The following is a 17,999-nucleotide window of genomic DNA, read 5'->3' on the forward strand; positions in this document are numbered from 1 at the left end:
AAGCAGATAACGTTAAATATCTGTCTATAAACAGATAAAAATAAATATCTGCTTTAAGACAGATAAATTTGCTTTATTTCCGGACATCACTTATTTTTGGGTAACTATTCGGTTACTATGATTGGAGTTATTGTAGGAGACATGATCAATTCCCAGCAGGCCGACCCGGGCGTATGGCTACCTGTATTGAAGGAAACGCTCCGCCGGATCGGTCCTTCGCCACAGACCTGGGAGATTATCCGGGGCGACAGCTTCCAGCTGGAAGTAACTCCGGCCGAAAATGTACTCAGCGAGGCACTGTGCATTAAAGCCACCATGAAAAGCCTTGCCGGTCTTGACGTACGGATGGCGATTGGTATCGGTGCCAAAGCGTACAGTGCGCCAACCATCAGCGAAGCCGGCGGGGAAGCATTCACGAATTCAGGACGATTGTTTGACCACCTGAAAAAAACCACGCTGGCCATTAAATCACCCTGGAAAGAGGTAGACCGCGTGATGAACCTCTGCCTGGAACTAGCCTTGCTGACAATGGACCGGTGGACTGTCAATTCGGCTGAAATCATGGCCCTCTCCATCCGGCACCCCCAGAAAACACAACAGGAGCTAGCCCGGGTCATCGGGATCAGCCAAGGGCGGGTAAGTGAGCGGCAGCAGCGCGCTGGGCATGAAGAAATTATGAATCTGGACAGGTATTTCAGGGAGTTAATCCAACAAAAGGCAAAAAAATGATCCTTTTTCTCAAGCTATTGCTGGCCCATATTATCGGCGACTTCTGTTTTCAGCCCGACCAATGGGTGGCCGACAAGCGGCGGTATAAATACCGGTCAAAAAAATTATATGCCCACCTGCTTATCCACGCCATTGCACTGGCTATTGTACTTGGTTTTGACCCGCGTTACTTATGGGGATTCCTCATCATTCTTACCTCTCATTACCTACTTGACCTCGCCAAGCTATACATAGAAAAAGACCGGCATGCCATCTGGTATTTTTCCATTGATCAATTCCTGCACGTGACGCTGCTGGCCATCGTTGCATACGCATACGAGCCGTTTTTCCTTTCTTTTTCCGGTCTGATTACCGGTCCCGTCCTGCTGTTCGTTACTGCCCTGGCCCTGGCTGTCTTCGTCCCGGCCGTCGTGATCCGGATGCTTATTGCCCAATGGAGCCCCGAAACCCGTGAAATGCCGGAAGCCTCACTGGTCAAAGCAGGCCGGTTCATCGGCATATTGGAACGGCTCTTTGTTTTTATCTTCATTATTACCCACCATTGGGAAGCTGTTGGCTTTCTGTTGGCGGCCAAATCCATTTTCCGGTTCGGCGATCTCCGGCAGGGTAAAGACCGGAAGCTCACAGAATACGTACTCATCGGCACGTTGCTCAGTTTTGGAAGTGCAATCCTAATCGCATTGGCCTACTTGTACTTACTGCCCTTAACGATAAATTAAACTGATTATTAAAATTAATTGGCTCGCTAATTGCACAGCCCGTGTAAAAACAACAAATGAAATATAAACTTCTATCCTATCAACATGCGTATTAACCTGAAAACAGCCGGATTGCTTGCCGTTGCAAGCACATTGGCCACCACGCACCTAAGTGCGCAAACCGTAAACGAAGTCAGCCCCTTTGCACCCGAGTCGGAATACCGCACATGGTCCATCGGTGTAAATCTGGGACTGGTTAATCAATCAAACCTGATCGGCTTCCGCCGAAATTTCAACAAGCTGGAGCACAACCTAGGCTACGCGCTATACGTAAAGCGCCAAGTGTTGCCGGGACTGGGTATCCAGGCCGAATATTTCGGCGGCAAAGTAGGGGGCAGCAATAGCAACAACAGTAACACGTTCGAGACCTCAATTCCCTGGTCTGCGGCGCTTTCTGCCCATGTTACCCTGGCCAACATCAACTGGAGGCATCATCAGGGCATTATCAAACCTTACCTGAATGCTGGTATCGGTGCCATGGCGTTTGAGCCAACCGCCACCATCGGCGGTACCACTACTACACAGGAAACCCGTACGGAAGCGTTTATTCCGGTCGGCGCAGGCCTAAAATTTGCCGTGTCCCCCGACATTAACATCGACCTTGGATACCGCCTTAACGCGGTAAATTCACCGGAGGTCGACGGACTTAACCGGCGCGGACAGAAAGACCTGTTTTCCTACACCCATATCGGTGTAGAGTTTGCCATCGGCGACAAAACCAAGCCGGCGCTGGCCAACAGCAACCCGGTAGCCGGCATGCGTCGGGAATACCAGGCACAATATGATGAGCTGGTCGCAGTAAAATCTGCACTGGAAGCCCAGCAGGCAGAGAATAAGAAACTCAGCGCGGAGTTTGCGCAGCTGTCCAGCGACCTTGCCGACGATGATGGCGACGGCGTAGCCAACAAATTTGACAAATGTCCGGACACACCGGAAAAAACCAAGGTAGACGGCGCCGGCTGCCCACTGCCGGAAGCTAAAGCCCCCGTGGTACAGCAAGTTGTTGTAACGGAAGCAGATCGACGCGTGGTCGACGAAGCCATCCAGAACCTGGAATTCGATACCGGCAAGTCAACTATACGCGCTACTTCACACGCCAGCCTTAATAAAGTTGCAGCATTGCTGATCGAAAAGAACTTTAGTCTCAAACTGGCCGGACACACCGACAACACCGGATCATTGCAAACGAATCTGCGGCTGTCTAAAAGCCGTGCCGAATCGGTAAAAGCCTACCTCGTAAGCAAGGGAGCCAACCCGTCGCGCATTGAGGCGACCGGATACGGGCCGAACCAACCCATTGCCACGAATGCGACCGCCGAAGGACGGCAGCAGAACCGCCGGGTGGAATTTACACTGTATTAATTGGTTATAACCTTTAATCCAAAGCGCCGGTAGATGTACCGGCGCTTTTCTTATGTGGTGATTTTATGTTTGCATCTATCATTAATTAACCGTACCTTTGCACCGCCTTAGGCAATAGTGCCTATTGTATATAAAATATTGATGAACCCATTTATTGAACTTGGGATCCGTCATGATATTGTTAATGCCATCAGTGAGCTGGGCTTCGAGAAACCCACTCCCATTCAGGAACAAGCCGTTCCCGTACTCCTTACTGGCAGCAACGATTTTGTCGGATTAGCCCAAACCGGTACCGGCAAAACCGCAGCTTTTGGTCTGCCCCTCCTCGAACTATTGGACTTTTCACAGAAACACCCACAGGCATTGATTTTATGCCCTACGCGTGAGCTGTGTTTGCAGATCGCCAAAGACATTGAAAAATTTGCCAAGAACATTCCTAATGTACATGTCGTTGCCGTTTACGGTGGCGCCAGCATCAGCGACCAGTTACGGCAGATCCGCCGTGGTGTGCAGATCGTTGTGGCCACACCGGGCCGTATGCTTGACATCATTGGCCGTAATGCCATCGATTTCTCCGGAGTAAAGTATGTCGTTTTGGATGAAGCCGATGAAATGCTCAACATGGGCTTTCAGGAAGACATCAACAATATCCTGTCTACTACTCCCGAAGAGAAAAAGACCTGGCTGTTTTCAGCCACCATGCCCGCAGAAGTGCGCCGGATCGCCAAGAATTACATGACCGATCCGTTTGAGCTTACCGTAGGTACCAAAAACAGCGGCAACGCCAACATCGAACACCATTACTATGTGATCCGGGCCCGCGACAAATACGCTGCATTTAAGCGCATTGTCGATTCGAGTCCCGAGATTTTCGGTATTGTCTTTTGCCGCACCAAGGTAGAGACACAGGAAATTGCCGAAGCGTTGATCAAGGACGGTTACAATGCCGACGCACTGCATGGCGATCTTTCGCAGCAGCAACGCGATAAGGTCATGAAACGCTACCGCGACCGCAGCCTGCAGCTGCTCATCGCGACCGATGTGGCCGCACGCGGCATCGACGTAAACGACGTGACCCACGTAATCAACTTTTCGTTACCGGATGAAATTGAAAATTACACCCACCGGAGCGGCCGTACAGCACGTGCCGGAAAGACCGGGGTATCTATTTCGCTCGTTAACCTGAAGGAGCTGGGCAAAATCCGCCAGATCGAAAAGGTCATCGGTAAATCTTTTGTAAAAATGGATGTACCGAAAGGGGCTGATGTAGTGGAAAAACAGCTGTTTGCACTGATCAACAAGGTACAGCAGGTGGCCGTGAATGATGACCATATCGACCCATACCTGCCGCAGATCATGGATAGTTTCGCCGAGCTGAGCAAGGAAGAAATCATCAAGCGGTTTACATCGCTTGAGTTCAACCGGTTCCTCGAATATTACCAACATGCACCCGACCTCAACGTTGACGCAAGCGAAAGCCGCGAAAACCGGGGCGACCGCAAAGGCCGCAGCGAGCGTTTTGGACGTGATGGTTATAAATCCGACTACACGCGGCTGTTCATTAACCTCGGGTCGGTCGATAACTTTACCCGGGGCGATATGCTGGGCTATATCTGCAATAACACGCGGATCAGCGGAAAAGCCATCGGCAAAATCGATCTTAAAGGTGTTTACACGTTCTTTGAAGTGGAAAACACTTCAGTGGACAAGGTATTCAGTGGATTTCAGCAAGTTGATTTCAATGGCCGCTCCGTCCGGGTAGAAAATGCCGGGGACAGCCATGGAGAAAAACGCAGCGGCGGCAAACCTTACCGCAATGGTGGTGGCGAAGGACGTAAACGCCGTGACCATAACAGTGGTGGCGGATTCCGCGACTTCTCGAGCAAACGCCGGGAAAAAAGCCGCTGGTAACCGCTTGCTATATAGTCATAAAGGCCTTCCACATAAAGTGGATGGCCTTTTTTTTAATCCATCCACACGTTTTCGCAATCAATCACCCCACTGCACGTGTGGTTCCTGCTGCTCCCGGTCGTGCTCGGTCCAGGTCAGCGTGCCGGTGTCATAGCCAACGGACCGCGCCACTTGAAGGTACTTGTCTCTGATCGTATCCGGGATCGTCGTTTCACGCGACAGCATCCAGAGGTAACGGAGGTTTTCACCGGCAACCAGCGCATACCGGTAATCCGGATCAATGGCAATTACATTATATCCCGAATAAAATGGGCCGAAAAAAGAAACTTTCAACCGGGCTTCAGCAGTGTTACCCACAAACATCGCCTTTCCCTCCGCCTGCTCCCAGCGATCGGTCTTGGTATTAAATCCACGGTTCAGCACCCGGATACGTCCATTAGCCGCCTGTCCATATTCGGCAGTAACATTGTTCAGGTTCCGTTCAAAACGATGATCGATCCGTGCAATCTCATACCATTTTCCGAGATACCTCTTGACATCAAATGGCTGTACCGGTTGTGCTTTTTCCGGGATTGTTTTCCGCGACTGGTACAGCATTACACCAGCGCCCGCCAATGCCAGGGCTCCGATATACCCAATTAATCTGTTGTTCATTCCAGGCTAACAACAGTCGTGGCAAAAAGTTTGGCTTAACTGCTTCCTACTACCTCATCTACCATTCCGAACGCTTTCGCCTCTGTTGCTGTCATCCAATAATCGCGGCCGGAGGCGGTGTTCACCCGCTCGTAGGGCTGTCCGCTGTGCTCCGCAATAATACCATATAGTTCCTGTTGTATTTTGAGGATCTGCCGGGTGCTGATATCCATATCCGCGGCTGTACCCTGCATCCCACCCGAAGGCTGGTGGATCATCACGCGGGAGTGTTTCAGTGCCGCCCGCTTGCCGGCGGCTCCAGCGCAAAGCAATACGGCGCTCATCGAGAGTGCAACTCCGGTACAAATGGTAGCCACATCAGGACCGATATACTGCATGGTGTCGTAAATACCCAGCCCGGCATAAACAGACCCACCCGGAGAATTGATATATAGCTGAATATCTTTTTTAGCGTCAACCGATTGGAGAAAAAGCAATTGTGCCTGAATGATATTAGCCACCCGGTCGTCCACGGGTTCGCCAAGAAAAATCACCCGGTCTACCATCAGGCGTGAAAACACATCCATCTGTGCCACATTGAGCTGCCGCTCCTCAGTGATGTAAGGTGTCATCGCCGTGGGCAGCGCCAGCCGGCGGCTGTGCGAAATAAACGGATCGATCACAGTGCCGCTGATCCCTAAATGGCGTGTTGCGTATTTCCGGAATTCATTGTTATATTCACTCATAATTACACTTATTAATTAAATTGATAATCAAATAATTAGCCATGGCGATGCCCGCACATCGATTTTGCGATGTGTTTCATGTAAAATCTAAAGCAGAAAGGAATTATTTACGGAAGAACGCCCGTATCTTTTCGGCAAACGTCCGGTGTTCGGATGTAGTAAAAAGTGTTTGGTGTAGCTGTTTCAGTTCACTGCGTAATTGCGCACGGCCGCATGCGCGAATGGCCGTGTAAGCGGCGCGTTGCCAATGTACAGCTTCCCGGAATTCAGGATCCAAAAGCTGCCTGGCCTCAAACAATGCCTGCTGTTCACCCGACGCATCCCCCAGCAGGCAGTTTTCCCGCTGTTGCCACTCATTCAACGAAATCTTCATACTGCAACGATTTTTGTCTGACCAACTGTTTCACCTTTTGCAAGCATTTGAATTTTTGTGCGGTCGCCGAACGCGACCCCGAAAACCCGAAGCGTGAAGCGATTTCCACCATATTCAGCTTTTCGTAGTAAAAGGCAGTAAGCAGCCGCATGCATTGCTGCCCCGCAGCATGCAGTATACGCACGACGCGCTGCGAAACGATCTGTTGCTCAGCAGGCTGAGACCATTCATTTCCCTGCTCTTCCCCGTGGTATCCAGCCATCAATTCGTCAAGTGATGTCTGCCGCTGATGCTCGCGGTATCGCTTTTTCCACAAGTAACGCGCAATACCGAAAACGTATGCACCTTCATCCTGCACCAGGCGAAGCTGCGTCTTTTCATAAAACACCAGCAATGCATCCTGGAAGACATCTTCCGCTTCATCCAGCGTACCTCCCCGTTTTGCGATGTAACGGGCCACCGATGGAAAGCATTTTTTATATAACGTCATGAAAACTGCCTGTCGGTCGGCCGCCCATTCATCACGTGTTTCTGTTCTGCTCATCCGCATTTCCTTTTCTAATATGTGCGGTTTTATCGGTAAAGATCACCCGGAAACTTATTTTTTTATTGCCAAAAGGTAAATCCGTCTGTCAGGAATGCTGATTGTTATTTGCTTACCGAGCCAGTCAATTCCGGTTTTTCCTTCATAAATCAGGCCATCAACAAACAGCGCGCTGAAATTCTGTAGACGTACCTGGCCACCTTCCGTTGCGAGTGCCTGCAGCGGCCCACGATAAAACCGATCAATCCTACCTGCATCGAATTCGCTTTGCCGTTCAGTTTCCTCAAACGTATTTTTATTCAACTTCAGCGCATCCATCAGCCGGGTACTGAACCAAAACGAACCGTTACCGGCCCCGGAATCCAGCAACACTTGAATAGTCAGTGTATCATTCACGCGTACGTTGGTAAAAATGTCCAGGGCTTTGCCGGCGTAATCGGCCACCTGGATATCGATAAAAGCTTGCTTTTGTGCCTCCGTAAGCGGATCGAAAGAAAGCGTCCGGTTTTCAAAATCTATGGTAACCGGCGTATGCTCAAAAGGCTGGAGCGACAGTATGCCATCGATCCCCTCGATATCCATATCGAAGGTACTATACACCTGACTGGTAAGTACCAGATTCCCTATCCTCAAAGAGTCTATTTCATAGACAGGCACAGTCAATGCCTCTCCGGTAGCGCGGTGCGCCGTAAAGAAATGATGTGTTTTATGCGATTTCCCGAGCTGCTCAGCAAAACGATCGAAAAGCAGGTTATGGCCGCCACCCGTATCAAATATAAAATTTCCGGTGACACCATCAAACGTTGCCCGCATGATGATGTGGCCCGACTCCAATAAGGTGAAGGGAATCGGTTGCAGCGACTGTGCCGATACCGTCCGGCCGGTGAGCAGCAACATTAGCGTAATTAACAATCGGGAACGTCCCATTCGTGCTGTTTTTCAGCAAATATAAGGAAAGATGGGGGCACGCACTAACGGCGGAAAAACGGCATGCCGTATCTGATCATCACATAAAGCGGGATGGCAAGCAAAACCCACGATACCGCATGCCAGGTGACATCCGCAGACGTGATGGCCGTCAATAAACCCAGCATGGTAATCACGCCCAGCAAAACCGGCATACCCCATAAGCGCGTCCATGTGTTGCGGTTATTCAGCATCTTCTTCAATGGTTGAGAGGGTTAATGACTCCGCAGATTCCGCATTTTTGACCATCCGTTTCAGCTGTTCGGCTTTGGCCCTGCGTCTTGCGAACCAAAGATACAAGCCGGAAACAAGCACAACAATAGTCAATATATCGAACAGCGCCCATAAAATTTTCATCGGCATGCCACCATAATCCCCAAAATGAAAAGGCTGTGAAACAAAAATGGTTTTCAGGTACCACGGCATATCCCGCATGTCGGTCAGTTCGCCCGTTTTGGCATCGATCAGTGCCGGTTTGATGATTCTGGAGGTAAGCGGTGTGGTTCCGATCATATATACGGCATAATGGTGGTTGCTGGAATAAAGCGTACCGGGATATGCCACAAATGATACCTCCATACCCGGTGCAGCAGCCTGCGCCGTATCCAGCGCTGCCTGCAGGGAGCTGAGCGCTCCCCTTACCCTTGGTTGCCCCTCATAAGCGGCGACCATTTCGGCTAACTGTCCGGCACGCCAGCTTTCCAGTGCCGGCGTGGCCAGTGTATTAATCACCCCGGTTAATCCAACCACAGACGCCCACGTCAATGTTACGATACCCAGCAGGTTGTGCAGGTCCAACCACCGTAGCCGACTTGATTTTTCTGTCCGGATCATACCAAAGTCAAAGCGCTTCATAATCGGGCCATACAGCACCACACCCGATACGATGGCCACAAAAAACAGCAACCCCATAAAACCGAGGAACAGCATTCCCGGCACCCCGGCCAGCAGTTCCACATGCAGGTAATACATGACCAGCATAAAATCCATCTCGTTGGGCGGTGTCTCCAGCACGGTAGCCGAGTGCTCGTCCATGGTCAGGTAATGGTCGGCCTCAATCGGCGCCTCCGCAGAGTCGGCCAAGGTGACAAACATCTGTCCGGGATGATGATCCTGATCCCAGAATATGTATTTCACTTCCTTTCCGGGAATCTCATCCATTGCCGCCTGCAGGACTACATCCTTGGTCAGTGGTGTCGGTCCCGGGGCAGACACCGCAAGTTCATCGTGTATCAAGTGGTCGATTTCCTCGTAAAAAATCAGCGGCAGCCCGGTAATGCACAGCATCAGCAGAAATACGGTGCAGACGAGGCTCGTCCACTTGTGGATGTTGAACCAGTTCCTTATTGTCTGAGCTTTCACTTACGGAAGTTAACTAATTTCCCTAACGGGTAAAATTAAAATTTATAGGCTATACTGGCAGCCACGTTACGCCCCTTTTGCGGATTTACGGACCAGTAACCGATATAATACTCCTCATCAGCCAGGTTATTCACGTTAAAGGTGATGCGCACATGTTCACCATTATAGAATAGGCTCGCATTCAACAGGGTATATTCCGGCAGGTAAAAATTACCCGTTTGGCTGTTGTCAATTACCTTATACCGGCTGGCGTAATTGCCCCCGATTCCAATACCGTAATTTTTCAAACGGCCATTCAAAAACCGATAGGTGGCCCAGAGGTTGGCCAGGTTCTGCGGTCCCTGTCCGCCCGGACTCCTTCCCGGTTCCGAATAAAAATCGTTGTCATTGCCTTCAATCACCTTCGTTTCGTTATAGCTGTAGCCAGCAATCAGGTTCAGCCCGGCAACAGGCTGCGCATTCAGGTCAAATTCCACACCTTTACTCCCCACTTTACCCCCCTGCACGGAATTGTTGGGGTTAGCCGGGTCCGGATATACCCGGTTGGATACTTTGATGTCATAAAGCGATACCGTGGCATACAGTTTATCAGCAAACAGATTGGTTTTGACCCCATATTCCCACTGATTAGCCTGTTCGGGTTTGAAGGATTGCACCCGCAGAAAACTACCGTCCTGGTCAAACACCTGTGCCGGTGCCACATTGATGAATGCATTCATGTAGCTGGCAAAAATGGACACTTTATTAAGCACCGGTTGGTACACCAGTCCAAATTTCGGGGACAGCGCAAACTGGTCAAAATCATCTTCATCGGTATTCTTTTCTCCCATCGAATCAAAATAATCCGCCCGCAGGCTTACCATGGCCAGGATACCGGGGGTAACATTCAGCACATTGGACACATAAGCACCATACGCACTATTGGAGATATTACTCATCGTTCCTTCCAGGTTACCCAGCAGGTTTTCCACGGAGGCCTTGGTCAGGTATACCGGCGGCATTTCTTCGCCCGTAAATGGGTCGATGTAATTGACGTCGCCCTGTGGCGTTACGTTGCGGGCCCATCCCCACCCTGATCCATTGTCGACGATATCGCGACGATAATAATCGAGTCCGGCTACCAGCCGGTTCCGCATGTTTCCAATTTGGAAGTCGCCATTGAAGTTCTGCTGGATATTTGTTGTGTGCGTCGTCTGCAATTCCTTATGGAAATACTGGCTAAAGTCGTTATCACCGGCTACATCATCCCAGAGGTATGTATAATAGCCATCGGATTTTATCGTCCCGCGGGATACCACCGTCTGCGATGTCCAGTGGTCAGATAGTTTATAGACAAGCTGTGCCTGCAGGTTGTACTTCGGGTTTTTTATCGTAATGTCATTGCTGGTAAACGAAAGCGAATTGTTCAGGTTCAATTCCTCAATGGTGGTAAAGTCAAGTGGACTTATCCGGTCGGAATGAAAAAATACCGGGGCTACGGCGCGCTCTTCCTCCAGGATTTCGGCCAGCACCTGAAAAGACAACCGATCATTCACTTCATATGCGAGTGTGGGCGCGATAAAAAATGACTTTTTGAATCCCGCATCCTGAAAACTGCCCTCCGAATGGTAGGCGGCGTTAACACGCATGGTAATCTTCTCTGTTTTGCTTAGCGGTGTATTAATGTCCGCGGTAATACGGTTCAGGCCAAAACTGCCCAAGTTGTAAGCCACCTCACCGCCAAAGCCATCGTAAGGCTTTTTGGTAATGGTATTGATCAGGCCGCCATAGCTGTAAAAACTACCTCCGAACAGGGTGCCTGATGGCCCTTTCATCACCTGAATTTCCTCCACGTTCGCCGGGTCAAGATTACCACTGGTCAGCCCCGGTAGTCCGTTGGTAAGCGCCGGTTGAGCATCAAAACCCCGCAACGCGAAATAAGCTGCACCATCGCCCGCCCGCCCAGTGGCCTCCCAGGTACGGGTAATACCGGGCACGTTGCGGAATGCATCATCGTAATTGCTGATTACCTGCTGTTTCATCAACTCGGCAGAAACAGCATTGTATACTTGTGGATTTTCCAGGTTCTTCAACGGCATTTTGGCAATATTCGTCGGCTTATTAGCCGGTCGTTGTGAAGAAACGACCACTTCGCGGAGCTGCGCCGAATTTTCACGCAGGATAAAATTCACCGTCACCGTTCCATTGGCCTGTACGGTTACTGTTCGCTCCTGCGTTTCGAGACCAATAAAAGAAGCAACGACTGTCTGCCTGCCCGGTTGTACGTTATTGATCTGATAATTTCCATTGCGCCCGACGGTGGCACCACGGTTGGTTCCATTTACTGTTACGTTTACCGATTCGGCCGGCCGGCCGTCATACGTAGTAACGGTACCGGTAATGGTTCCGGTCTGGGCAGATGCAAATGTGGTAACCAGCAGCAGTAAAAAAGTGTAGTAATATTTTTGGTTCATTTATTTTGATTTTTTGAGCGGGTAAAATTATTATTTAAATTAAATCTAAACAACAAATCGCTAAATTAATTTATAAAAAAAATAGCTAACCACTTCTGTATGAGTAACAAAATAGCCGGACAGCTCCATTCTCAGCCAGGCTAATCGATCTTTTTTTCCAAATAAGCATTGGTTCATGCTCAGGTTGGATGGGAAAGTGTGATGTTGCAAAAATGGAAATCAGTACGTCCGTATGGACTGTTAGGGTGCGTATCCGACGGCGCTTCGACATTGCTTCGTTATGTGTGCACCCTGTGAGCACGGTGAGTCCACGGTGAGTCCACGTCCCAAGTGACGGAGAGTGCTGTCACCGTAGTGGAAGTCCGGCTGCACCCTGCTCGCAAAGCGAACGTGTTACGGCCGGATAACGAACCAATCGCAATGAAAAGACGAGTGGATTAAAGCAAGCTATTCGTTCCCCCGAAACGGTATTGCAGTCCGATCTCATGGGTACTGTTGTTCATCCGGCGGTTCAGCGGTTCATTGCCCGGGTTGAACTGGTAACTGTAACCCACACCGAAACCCCCGAAACGGAACTCCGCAAGACCCGCAAGGTCACCGTAACTCCGCACATTGAGCCCCAGGCCGAATACCTCACCAACAAAGAACATCGCCTGAACATCCGCCTGCGGACGGAGGTTCCCCGCATACGTGACCAGCAGCGACGGACGGAATCCGAAGTCGGCCCCGAGCCGGAAAAGCGCCCCGGCAGTCAGGTGGTACTGGTTGCGGAAGTCATACCGGCTCTCCGCACCAACGCCAAGCGTGCCAAGCATCAGGCGCGGAAGCGACAAACCGACATAATAACGGCCCGGACGGTAAACAGCAACCCCGAAACCAACAACAGCATCCGTCTCCCTGACATCATCACGGAAGGCCGGGTCCCCCGGGTCAAGCTGCGAAAAACGGCCGTCCAGGTAACTGAAACCCGCATTCAGCGATAACCCAACATACTCGCTCTCCGAGATGCGGATACCCTTGGCGAAAAACGCGCTTGCCTCCGTCAGCCGCTCAACCGCCAGCCGCTCGTGGCGGATATTGACGCCCGCCGTTGAACCCATTTTCCGGAAACCCATATGCCCGCTCCCCCAGAAGGCCGTCGGGGCTCCCTCGATCCCGACCCACTGCCGCCGGCCAAGGAACGACACCTCACCCTCCGGGCGGAGCAGGCTCAGCGCCGGGTTGACAGCCGTGCGCTGGGCGCCGTATTGTGTGTGCGTAAGCGGCTGCTGCGCCCGCAGGGTAAAAGCCGTTGCCGCCAATATTACCATCAATAGTATCTTTTTCATCGCTCGTTGTTTTTCTGTGACGCCACTAATCAGTACCGCAGCACAAAGTAACCCTTCTCATGCTTCCAGCGGCCGTCGACTTTTACCTCAAGGATATAGAAGTAGGTCCCTGCCGGGGCATTGTGGCCGCCCGTGAGCCGCCCGCGGAACGCCACCCGGCTGTTGTCGTAGCCGCCCGCTTCCCAGACCAGCGTACCGTTCCGGTTAACGATCGTCAGCCGGTTCTCGGGGTAATCCCCGATCCCCTCGATCATCAGGAATTCGTTGATCCCGTCACCGTTCGGGGAGATCACCATCGCGACACGAACCGGCAGGCTCGCCGAAGGGTCAACCACACGCACCGTGACCGTCACCGGTCCGGCAGCATCATGGTTGGCATCCCCTTCCTGGGTGGCCGTGATCCGTACCGTACCCAGCCGGTGGATCACAAGCGTGCTGCCCTCCAGGGTGGCCACCTGTCCGTCGTCCACCGTCAGTGCTACCGGCAGGCCGCTGCTGGAACTCACATCCAGCACGATGCTCCCCGCATCGCGGTTCACTTCCGAAGGGGCATTGAACGTGATCACCTGCCTGGCTTTCCCGACCGTCAGCACCCGGCTGACCGATGGGCGGCTGGCGTAGTTCCCGTTCTCCGGTACCGTCGCCGTGATCGTGGCTGTACCTGCCCCCGTGATGTGGATTTGCCCATTGCGGATTTCGGCTACTGCGGCATCGCTGCTCGTATAGCTTACCTCCTCATCAGTACTGGCCGTTGCCCCGGCGGCAAAGTCCGCATCGCCGTACGTTTTCCCCGTAAGCGCCGGGAAATCCAGCGACCGGTCCGCCGGCGTGACCGTCAGGTTTGCGGTAAGCACCAGACTCTCGTAATTAGCCCCGCTCACGGTAGCTGTTACCCGCTGGCTGCCCACATCCGTGCGGCTGTTGTTTTCATAGCTTACCGTTACGCCGGCAGGAACATCCCCGGCAACCCGCAGCGACTTCGCCCCGCCGTCATAGGTGAAAGAAGCATCATCAAACACAATGCCTTCGTAGCCCGCCGGGATAATAGTCAATGTGCCCGCCTCAAACGTAATTTCATAGTTACCTCCGGCCGATAAATTACCCTGCATAATCAGGTATTCGCCTACTGCCTCTCCATCTTCGCGGGTTAAACTACCCGTGACAGCATCTCCGCTGACCAATGCGGGCGCAACCGTATAGGTCAGCTTCGGATCAGCGGCACCATACATCTTCTGTATATTATCTGCCGTCACAACCAGCTTCAATGGAAGAATAACCAGCTTTGCCTGTAATTCCAGAGACTCATAGTTATTTCCACTTAGGGTTGCGGTAGCTGTATATTCACCCACATCTTTATGGCGATTATTGGTATAGCTAACATCAGCACCTACGGGAAGATCCCCATTAATCAGGATCTCCCGTTCGGCACCTTGGTAGATGTACGCTGTGTCTTCAAAATGCACATCAGATAGCACTGCCCTCTTGATCGTCAATAAGGCTGTCAGTTCCATATCGGCGTAATTATTCCCGCCGTCGATATAGGCAATTACCTTGTACGTACCCGCGTCAACCGCTCCGTTGCCCGTTTCGCCATTGATCGTATAATTCACTGTTACCCCTTCCGGAAGGTCGCCCGTAAGCCCAAGCGTATGAACCGTTCCGTCGTAAGTCACTGTCAGGTCATTCAATTCGACGTCCTCAAAACCCGCAGGCATGATGGTCAGCGTGCCGGGGTCAAAAAGAATAGCGTAATTATCATCGATTGACAAGTCACCCTGCGTGATTGCATAGGTGCCCACGTCTTCGCCTTCCTCGCGGGTAAGTCCGCCCGTGAAAACGTCGCCGCCGATCAACTCCGGTGTAAAGGTATACGTTAACGCTGGATCATCGGTACCGAACACCTTCGTTTTGTCTGTCGCGGTAACCATCATATCCAGCGGGATAATTGTCAATGTAGCAGTCAGTTCGGCATCTTCATAATTCTTCCCACCATCGATGATGGCCGTGATTTCATATGTACCGGCATCCGTGGCACCATTGCCCACTTCACCACCAATTTCATAGCTTACCGTCGCCCCTTCAGGCAATTCACCGGTCAGCTCAAGCAAGTGTACTGTACCGTCATATACGGATGAGGCATTATTGAATGTAACGCCTTCGTAGCCCGCTGGCGTAATCGTCAGTGTTCCTTCCCCAAATGCGATTTCGTAATTATCTCCAACCGACAAGTCACCCTGGGTAATCGCATAAGTACCCACGTCTTCACCTTCCTCGCGGGTAAGTCCGCCTGTAAAGACATCGTCGCCAACCAACTCCGGTGTGAAAGTATACGTCAACGCCGGGTCGTCCGAACCAAATACTTTCGACTTGTCTGCAGCGGTTACCGTAATCTGCAAAGGTGTTATTTCAAATGCATTATTATCCGTTTCAAATGCGATGGCATAATTGTCCGCCTGCTTACCCCCAAATGCCAGTTCGATATCATAGCTCCCCACGTCCTCACCATCTTCGCGTGATGCGGCCGAAATGATATCCGACAGTTCATCATCAAATGCCAGCGCATTCTCTTCAGCCAATGTATAACCATATCCTGAAGGCTCATTTGCGCCGTATATTTTGCCCTGGTCAGCCGAGGGAACAATTGCAATCGCTTTCGGTGCAACCATAACGACAATTTCAATAGATGCGGCTACGTAATTTGCCGTCTCTTCCTGTTCGATGGTCAGTGTAGCGGTTCCAGCCTGTTGTGCTGCCACGACAGCTAAATCATCCAGATCAAGGATAACCGGGTCATTTGCTCCAAGCGCATAGGTAACTGTCCCATCCGGATTGGTCGTACTGGCCTCCAGCTCACCGCTGTCCCCGTATGTCAATGAAAGCCCTTCAGTCGCGTCGATAGAAGTACCGTTCCAAGAAGCCTCCAGTACCGGTGTTCCCTTCGCCACAACGACGGTGACCGCCGCCTGCAGGTTCTCCGGATTGAGGTAGCATTCGGTTTCTGGTATCTTCAGTGGTACGGCAAACACATAGGTGCCTGCCACGGCACCATCGTATGCGCCGCCGGCCGGACTGGTCAATGTCCAGTTTGTCAAATTACCATCCAATGGTATCGAAACATCCGTATCGTTACTCAGCGTCGCAGTAACAGTGGTGGGCAAGCCTTCTACATCTTCCAGCGCGGTACCATAGGCAACCTCCACGGCATCCGGCGTGGCCAATGACTGAACAAGCACGCGCTCCCCCTGGTACTCGTAGGCACCCATGTCAATCACGCCGTCACCCACCAGATTATACACCCGCGGATTGCCGCCCAGGTCGAGGCCGTTTGCCAGATCTCCGCCCGCATCCACGTAAGCTTGGTTACTGCCCACACTGACGGCAGGGCTGCAGGCACTCAATTGCAGGTAGCCCGCTTCGCCGGGTACGTTGCTTACGAATACCGGATCGGCGTCGATGTTGTTGCCACCGTCCAGGATGCCCATTGTATTATTCCAGTTCGCGCTTCCACCCGAATGCGCGACCAAGCTATTCGCGACGGTTACCTCGCCGCCCAAAGTGGATACGGCTATGGATGCGGATGGATCGGCCGGATCGCCTTCTACTTCATTCCCCCATATCACCACGTTGTTCAGCAAGGTCGAGGTCTGCTCTACAAATAGGGCACCCCCATCGAATTGGGGGATAAAAACCCCGACAATCCAGTTTCCGTAGAAGGTAGCATTGGTTATGGACAACGAGGTGCCGTTTCCACCGGTGTGTATCCCACCACCCGGGCCGGAAGACGTTCCGTCTTCAACCAATCCGGCTCCATTCTCTGCGAATAGGGCCTGCTTGATGTCGACAGACCCACCATAATTCCGTACACCGCCCCCACCGCCGGGCGCCATGTTCCGATAGAACGTCACGTTGGATAACGTCGGTGAACTATTTTCTGTTACAAAGGAAACCGTGTTGTACAACCCGCCTCCCCATTCGCCCAAATTGTTAAACCAGGCCATGTGGGTAAATTGTGGCGACGAGGTGACGACATACGTGCCCCCACCGAAAAATCGATAAACGGTATGTCCCATTACAGCCGGTCCCGACGTATTGCCAGTAGCAAAGCCTCCCGTTACCGTAAATCCGTCCATGAGAGCACTGCCTACATCTCCAGCGGCAATCGTTACGTGATGGGCATTCTCGGTATGGTTATCATAATTCGTTGTATTGTCGTTGCCGTTGAAATCGCCGCTTAGGATACTGCCTTGGTCCAAATTGTTTATATCCGGCAGGATACGCGCATCATCCAGCGTTTCTATACCTGCCGAAGGATCAAATCCGCCATAAAGCTGGACGTTAGGCACGAGCACAAAGCTATTATCCCGGCCGCCATCGGTGGTATACTGCCCGTCGGCCGCGCTATATAAAGGCAAATAGGTTCCTTTGGCCACAAAGATGCGAAGCGGTTCGGCCTCCGTCCAGCGGGGGCTACCGCCGTCGTACTGCTCCCGTGCCCATTTCAGTGCATCGGCTAGTTGGGGGATGGCGTTGCCCCAATGATCACCCGTTCCGGTGTAACCGCTGGCAGCGGTGTTCACGTTGATGTCTACATAGAGGGTGTTGTCGTCGCCGGGTTCGATGGGGGGATCCGGCAGTACAACACTACAGGTCCCTTCCTCTAGTAACTGAAAGGTCCAATTCCGCTCCTCCCGGAGTTTATCCACGTAGGGAACAATGTCTGGACTGTACGTCACACCTGACCCGTCAAGAATAGCGCCATTATTCGTATTGGAATTCGTCGCCCAGCTATAAAGGGAATAACTGAAGTTTTCGCAGCTCATGCCACTCCTATAAA

At 51.8% G+C, this 17,999-nt stretch carries 14 protein-coding genes; 4 read left to right on the forward strand and 10 right to left on the reverse strand.

Annotation, left to right across the window (positions count from 1 at the left end):
• The first annotated feature begins 117 nt into the window (after positions 1–117).
• The 4 genes from ABWO75_RS06260 (at position 118) to ABWO75_RS06275 (ending at position 4,760) form a co-directional block, all read left to right on the forward strand.
• Positions 118–729, forward strand: a complete 612-nt coding sequence (locus ABWO75_RS06260) for a hypothetical protein (RefSeq protein ID WP_353183670.1) — start codon at positions 118–120, stop codon at positions 727–729.
• A complete protein-coding gene (locus ABWO75_RS06265) occupies positions 726–1,448 on the forward strand; it encodes a DUF3307 domain-containing protein (protein WP_353183672.1) in 723 nt (240 codons plus the stop codon). Before ABWO75_RS06260 ends, ABWO75_RS06265 begins: the two co-directional genes overlap by 4 nt.
• A gap of 84 nt (positions 1,449–1,532) precedes the next feature.
• Positions 1,533–2,849: an OmpA family protein gene (locus ABWO75_RS06270; RefSeq protein WP_353183674.1), complete on the forward strand. Its 1,317-nt coding sequence runs from the start codon at positions 1,533–1,535 to the stop codon at positions 2,847–2,849.
• Positions 2,850–2,990: 141 nt separating this feature from the next.
• Positions 2,991–4,760, forward strand: coding sequence for a DEAD/DEAH box helicase (locus tag ABWO75_RS06275; protein WP_353183676.1), 1,770 nt, complete (start codon positions 2,991–2,993; stop codon positions 4,758–4,760).
• A 78-nt stretch (positions 4,761–4,838) separates the two neighbouring features.
• Here ABWO75_RS06275 and ABWO75_RS06280 read toward each other — a convergent pair whose 3' ends face one another.
• The 10 genes from ABWO75_RS06280 to ABWO75_RS06325 form a co-directional block, all read right to left on the reverse strand.
• Positions 4,839–5,414, reverse strand: a complete 576-nt coding sequence (locus ABWO75_RS06280; protein ID WP_353183678.1) for a lipocalin family protein — start codon at positions 5,412–5,414, stop codon at positions 4,839–4,841.
• A 35-nt stretch (positions 5,415–5,449) separates the two neighbouring features.
• Positions 5,450–6,139, reverse strand: a complete 690-nt coding sequence (locus ABWO75_RS06285; protein WP_353183680.1) for an ATP-dependent Clp protease proteolytic subunit — start codon at positions 6,137–6,139, stop codon at positions 5,450–5,452.
• Positions 6,140–6,242: 103 nt separating this feature from the next.
• The gene (locus tag ABWO75_RS06290; RefSeq protein ID WP_353183682.1) at positions 6,243–6,512 is read right to left on the reverse strand and encodes a hypothetical protein; all 270 of its coding nucleotides are present in this window, start codon (positions 6,510–6,512) and stop codon (positions 6,243–6,245) included.
• Positions 6,493–7,056, reverse strand: coding sequence for an RNA polymerase sigma factor (locus ABWO75_RS06295; RefSeq protein WP_353183684.1), 564 nt, complete (start codon positions 7,054–7,056; stop codon positions 6,493–6,495). Before ABWO75_RS06295 ends, ABWO75_RS06290 begins: the two co-directional genes overlap by 20 nt.
• A 54-nt stretch (positions 7,057–7,110) precedes the next feature.
• The gene (locus ABWO75_RS06300) at positions 7,111–7,983 is read right to left on the reverse strand and encodes a retropepsin-like aspartic protease (RefSeq protein WP_353183686.1); all 873 of its coding nucleotides are present in this window, start codon (positions 7,981–7,983) and stop codon (positions 7,111–7,113) included.
• A gap of 44 nt (positions 7,984–8,027) precedes the next feature.
• Positions 8,028–8,216 carry a hypothetical protein gene (locus ABWO75_RS06305; protein ID WP_353183698.1) on the reverse strand — a complete coding sequence of 63 codons (189 nt, stop codon included), beginning with the start codon at positions 8,214–8,216 and terminating at the stop codon, positions 8,028–8,030.
• Positions 8,206–9,384, reverse strand: a complete 1,179-nt coding sequence (locus tag ABWO75_RS06310; protein ID WP_353183688.1) for a PepSY-associated TM helix domain-containing protein — start codon at positions 9,382–9,384, stop codon at positions 8,206–8,208. Before ABWO75_RS06310 ends, ABWO75_RS06305 begins: the two co-directional genes overlap by 11 nt.
• A gap of 35 nt (positions 9,385–9,419) precedes the next feature.
• The gene (locus ABWO75_RS06315; protein WP_353183690.1) at positions 9,420–11,837 is read right to left on the reverse strand and encodes a TonB-dependent siderophore receptor; all 2,418 of its coding nucleotides are present in this window, start codon (positions 11,835–11,837) and stop codon (positions 9,420–9,422) included.
• A 437-nt stretch (positions 11,838–12,274) separates the two neighbouring features.
• The gene (locus tag ABWO75_RS06320; protein ID WP_353183692.1) at positions 12,275–13,165 is read right to left on the reverse strand and encodes a PorP/SprF family type IX secretion system membrane protein; all 891 of its coding nucleotides are present in this window, start codon (positions 13,163–13,165) and stop codon (positions 12,275–12,277) included.
• A 29-nt stretch (positions 13,166–13,194) separates the two neighbouring features.
• On the reverse strand, positions 13,195–17,985 hold the full coding sequence (locus ABWO75_RS06325) for an MBG domain-containing protein (protein ID WP_353183694.1): 4,791 nt from the start codon (positions 17,983–17,985) through the stop codon (positions 13,195–13,197).
• Positions 17,986–17,999 lie beyond the last annotated feature (14 nt).

It is taken from the genome of Parapedobacter lycopersici (assembly GCF_040395035.1).
In the GTDB taxonomy this organism is placed as follows: Bacteria; Bacteroidota; Bacteroidia; order Sphingobacteriales; family Sphingobacteriaceae; genus Parapedobacter; species Parapedobacter lycopersici_A.